The sequence below is a fragment of the Pseudomonas sp. SIMBA_068 genome, assembly GCF_046534705.1.
GTDB lineage: Bacteria > Pseudomonadota > Gammaproteobacteria > Pseudomonadales > Pseudomonadaceae > Aquipseudomonas > Aquipseudomonas putida.
In genome coordinates this window covers 1-260 of the sequence record NZ_JAWRYI010000858.1, presented here as the reverse complement: position 1 = coordinate 260, position 260 = coordinate 1, and the positions used below count along the sequence as shown (strand labels likewise).

Annotated in this window: 1 protein-coding gene; it reads left to right on the top strand. The window is 38.8% G+C overall.

The genetic code is table 11. The features are described from left to right. Positions 1–260 (top strand): hypothetical protein (locus SB756_RS31780; protein WP_410913463.1); only part of this gene is annotated, 260 nt, incomplete at both ends.

Here is a 260-nt window from a genome sequence, read left to right as displayed (position 1 = left end):
AGAATTTTCGGACGGGAAAGTAAAAGTTGATGACCTAAACCTCTCCTACTCTACTCTTAAAGATTCGTTAGATCAGGCTAAAAATGCTGGTGATTCAGCAAAAGTAACCTGGAATGAAAATGGCGAAGGTGTAGATGAGTTAGGTGAATCAGTTGGTAGTCTATCTGATAAGCTTAAAGAAGTTAAAGGTGATATTGAAGCTACGACAGATGTATTAGACCAATTACTACAATCTGGTCAAGCTACTGCAGCGATGGAAG